Annotated in this window: 4 protein-coding genes; 3 read left to right on the top strand and 1 reads right to left on the bottom strand. The window is 70.8% G+C overall.

Features of this window, described 5'->3' with window-relative positions; translation table 11 throughout:
- Positions 1 to 185: 185 nt before the first annotated feature.
- Together ychF and rarD are read left to right on the top strand one after the other, a co-directional pair.
- The gene (gene ychF, locus A612_RS03105) at positions 186 to 1,280 is read left to right on the top strand and encodes a redox-regulated ATPase YchF (RefSeq protein ID WP_019373132.1); all 1,095 of its coding nucleotides are present in this window, start codon (positions 186 to 188) and stop codon (positions 1,278 to 1,280) included.
- A 36-nt stretch (positions 1,281 to 1,316) separates the two neighbouring features.
- Positions 1,317 to 2,204 carry an EamA family transporter RarD gene (gene rarD / locus A612_RS03100; RefSeq protein WP_019373131.1) on the top strand — a complete coding sequence of 296 codons (888 nt, stop codon included), beginning with the start codon at positions 1,317 to 1,319 and terminating at the stop codon, positions 2,202 to 2,204.
- Positions 2,205 to 2,226: 22 nt separating this feature from the next.
- On the opposite strand, the gene A612_RS03095 is transcribed toward rarD, so the two are convergent.
- The gene (locus A612_RS03095; RefSeq protein ID WP_040435804.1) at positions 2,227 to 2,766 is read right to left on the bottom strand and encodes a YqaA family protein; all 540 of its coding nucleotides are present in this window, start codon (positions 2,764 to 2,766) and stop codon (positions 2,227 to 2,229) included.
- Positions 2,767 to 2,959: 193 nt separating this feature from the next.
- On the opposite strand from A612_RS03095, the gene dusB reads away from it, so the two are divergent.
- The coding region (gene dusB / locus A612_RS03090; RefSeq protein WP_019373129.1) for a tRNA dihydrouridine synthase DusB at positions 2,960 to 3,732 on the top strand (773 nt) is incomplete at its 3' end.

Genomic DNA, 3,732 nt, shown 5'->3' with positions numbered 1-3,732 from the left:
CAGCCGGTCGCGCGCCAGCAGGAGGGCCAGCGCGCGCCCGACCACGCCCGCGCCCCGGATGCAAATGTCGAATGTCTGCGCCATGGCGGCCATTGTAGGAGCGGCCTGCCGCCCTGCGGAGGGCGGCCGAAGGCCCGGCGGCCTAGAATCGCGCGTTTGTCCTTCCAGTACCCGAAAGCCCTGCCATGAGCCTGAAATGCGGCATCGTGGGCCTGCCCAACGTCGGCAAGTCCACCCTCTTCAACGCGCTGACCCGCGCGGGCATCGCCGCCGAGAACTACCCCTTTTGCACCATCGAGCCGAACACCGGCGTGGTGGAAGTGCCGGATCCGCGCCTGGCGCAGCTGGCCGAGATCGTGCAGCCCGAGCGCACCGTGCCGGCCATCGTCGAGTTCGTGGACATCGCCGGGCTGGTGGCCGGCGCCAGCCAGGGCGAGGGCCTGGGCAACCAGTTCCTGGCCCACATCCGCGAGACCGACGCGATCGTCAACGTGGTGCGCTGCTTCGAGGACGAGAACGTGGTCCACGTCGCCGGTCGGGTCGATCCCATCGCCGACATCGAGGTCATCCAGACCGAGCTGTGCCTGGCCGACCTCGCCACGGTGGAAAAGGCCCTGCAGCGCCACACCAAGGCCGCCAAGAGCGGCAACGACAAGGAAGCGGCCAAGCTGGTGCAGCTGCTCACGCCCATTCAGGCGGCGCTCAACGAAGGCCGGCCGGCACGCACCGTGGAGGTGTCGAAGGAAGATGCGCCGCTGCTCAAGCCGCTGTGCCTGATCACCGCCAAGCCGGCGATGTTCGTCGGCAACGTGGCCGAGGACGGCTTCGAGAACAATCCGCTGCTGGAGCGGCTGCAGGAATACGCCGCGGCGCAGGGCGCCCCGGTGGTGGCGATCTGCGCCAAGATCGAGGCCGAGATGGCGGAGATGGAGGACGAGGACCGCGCCATGTTCCTGGCCGAGATGGGGCTGGAGGAGCCCGGCCTGAACCGCCTGATCCGCGCGGGCTACGACCTGCTGGGGCTGCAGACCTATTTCACGGCGGGCGTCAAGGAGGTGCGCGCCTGGACCATCCGCAAGGGCGCCACTGCCCCGCAGGCCGCGGGCGTGATCCACGGCGACTTCGAGCGCGGCTTCATCCGCGCCCAGACCATCGCCTTCGACGATTTCCTGCAGTACAAGGGCGAGCAGGGCGCCAAGGACGCCGGCAAGATGCGCGCCGAAGGCAAGGAGTATGTGGTGCGCGACGGGGACGTGATGAACTTCCTGTTCAACGTCTGAGCCTTTTTCTCCCGCCGCTGCCGGAGGAGTCCCCACATGCACCCCGGCATCGCCAGCGCCACGGCCGCCTACGCCGCCTGGGGCCTGTTTCCGCTGTATTTTCGGCAGCTGGCGCACGTCCCGGCGCTGGAGGTGATCGCGCACCGCACGCTCTGGTCGCTGGTGTTCGTCGCGCTGGTGCTGCTGGTGCGCGGCCAGCGGGGCTGGGTGCGGCCAGTGCTGCGCCAGCCGCGCGTGCTCGCCGGCTTTGCGCTCTCGGCGCTGCTGCTGTCGGTCAACTGGCTGATCTACGTCTGGGCCGTGAACAACGGCCACGTGCTCGACGCGAGCCTGGGCTACTTCATCTTGCCGCTGGTGAACGTGGCCATGGGCTACTTCCTGCTGGGCGAGCGGCCGCGCCGGGGCCAGTGGCTGGCGGTGGGTCTGGCGGGGGCGGGCGTCGCCTGGCTCGCCTGGCAGGCGGGCGGCCTGCCGTGGCTGGCGCTGGCGATCGCCTTCAGCTTCGGCTTCTATGGGCTGCTGCGCAAGACGGCGGCGCTGGGCGCGCTCGAGGGGCTGGCGCTGGAGACTGCGGTGCTGGCGCCCGTGGCGCTGGGTCTGCTGCTGTGGTGGGCCTGGCGCGGCACGGCGGCCTGGACGCACGCCACCCCGGGCGAGGGCCTGTGGATGCTCGCGGCCGGGCCGGTCACGGCCGTGCCGCTGCTGCTCTTTGCGGCCGGCGCCCGGCGCGTGCCGCTGGCAACCCTGGGCCTGCTGCAGTACATCTCGCCGACGCTGCAGTTCCTGCTGGGAGCGTGGCTGTTCGGCGAGGCCGTGCAGGGCGGCCGGCTGGCGGGTTTCGTGCTGATCTGGGCGGCGCTTGCGTTCTACACACTGGAAGGCATGTGGCAACGCCGCAGTGTGGTTCCGGTGCGCCAGCCATAGGCTGAACGATGGCGTGGGGCGCTCAAGTGTGCAGCCAGCCCAGCCAGCCGGCCGGCACCATGTGCAGCAGCGCCGCCGTCATCACCAGGTAACGGAAAAACTTGCCCACCGCCATGTAGGCCAGGCAGGGCCAGAAAGGCAGGCGCAGCCAGCCGGCCACGGCGCACAACGGGTCGCCCACCACCGGCAGCCAGCTCAGCAGGCAGGCGCGTGCGCCCCAGCGCCGCAGCCAGACGCGCACCAGCCGCTCGTTGCGTGACAGCGCCCGCGGCCGGCGCCGCGGCGGCGCGGTTGCCGGCCCGCCCTCGCGCGCCATCTGCCGCGCGGCGTGCCAGGCCTTGTGCGCCCCCAGGCCCATCCACCAGCTCACCGCGCCGCCGAGGGTGTTGCCGGCGGTGGCGACCAGCACAGCCGGCCAGAACAGCTCCGGGTTGAGCTTGACCAGGCCGAACACCGCCGGTTCCGAGCCGAGCGGCAGCAGGGTCGCGGAGACGAAAGCCACCAAGAACACCGTGCTCAGGCCGAATTGTGGCAGGGCAAGGGTGTCGAGCAGCTGTTGCATCCAGGCTTCCATGGGGCGGCGAGTGTAGGGCGGTCGCGCAGAAGGCTCCATCGTCGCCCGTGTGCCGCTGCGCGGGTGTGGTGCGTGGCCCCTTGCCGCGTAGGAGGGGGACGAGGATCGGAATGCATGCGGTTTTGCCTGCTGAAAATTTGGGCAGGTACAATCGCTTCCCCGCTTTTCTTCCGTCCCTGCCTTGTCCACGCCCGTCCTGCGCATCGGCCCCCACGCCTTGCCCAACCGCGTGTTCGTCGCCCCCATGGCGGGTGTGACGGACCGGCCGTTCCGCCAGCTGTGCAAGCGGCTGGGCGCGGGCTACGCGGTCAGCGAGATGGTCAGCGCGCGGCGCGAGCTGTGGGACAGCCTCAAGACCAGCCGGCGCACCAACCACGAGGGCGAGCCGGGGCCGATCGCCGTGCAGATCGTCGGCACCGACGCCGCCATGGTGGCCGAGGCGGCGCTCTACAACATCGACCGCGGCGCGCAGATCATCGACATCAACATGGGCTGCCCGGCCAAGAAGGTGTGCAACAAGTGGGCCGGCTCGGCGCTGATGCAAAACGAGCCGCTGGCGGTGGAGATCGCCGCCGCGGTGGTCGCGGCCTGCGCGCCGCGCGGCGTGCCGGTGACCCTGAAGATGCGCACCGGCTGGTGCGAGGCGCACCGGAACGCCGTGCAGCTGGCGCGCCAGTTCGAGGATGCGGGCATCCAGATGCTCACCGTCCATGGGCGCACGCGCGAGCAGGGCTACCGCGGCCAGGCCGAGTACGACACCATCGCCGCCGTCAAGGCGGCGGTGCGCATCCCGGTGGTGGCCAACGGCGACATCGACAGCCCCGAGAAGGCGCGTGCCGTGCTGGACGCCACGGGCGCGGACGCCCTCATGGTCGGGCGCGCCGCCCAGGGCCGGCCGTGGATCTTCCGCGAGATCGGCCACTTCCTGGCAACCGGCGAGCAGCTTGCGCCGCC

Origin of the sequence: Melaminivora alkalimesophila, from assembly GCF_000282995.1 — a bacterium.
Taxonomy (GTDB): Bacteria; Pseudomonadota; Gammaproteobacteria; order Burkholderiales; family Burkholderiaceae_C; genus Melaminivora; species Melaminivora alkalimesophila.
Note: the sequence above shows the minus strand (reverse complement) of the source record. Positions and strands in the feature narration are given on the sequence as shown.

Coding starts and splice junctions, on each gene's coding strand:
- ychF (WP_019373132.1), top strand. CDS start 186: ATGAGCCTGAAATGCGGCATCGTGGGCCTGCCCAACGTCGGCAAGTCC.
- rarD (WP_019373131.1), top strand. CDS start 1,317: ATGCACCCCGGCATCGCCAGCGCCACGGCCGCCTACGCCGCCTGGGGC.
- A612_RS03095 (WP_040435804.1), bottom strand. CDS start 2,766: ATGCAACAGCTGCTCGACACCCTTGCCCTGCCACAATTCGGCCTGAGC.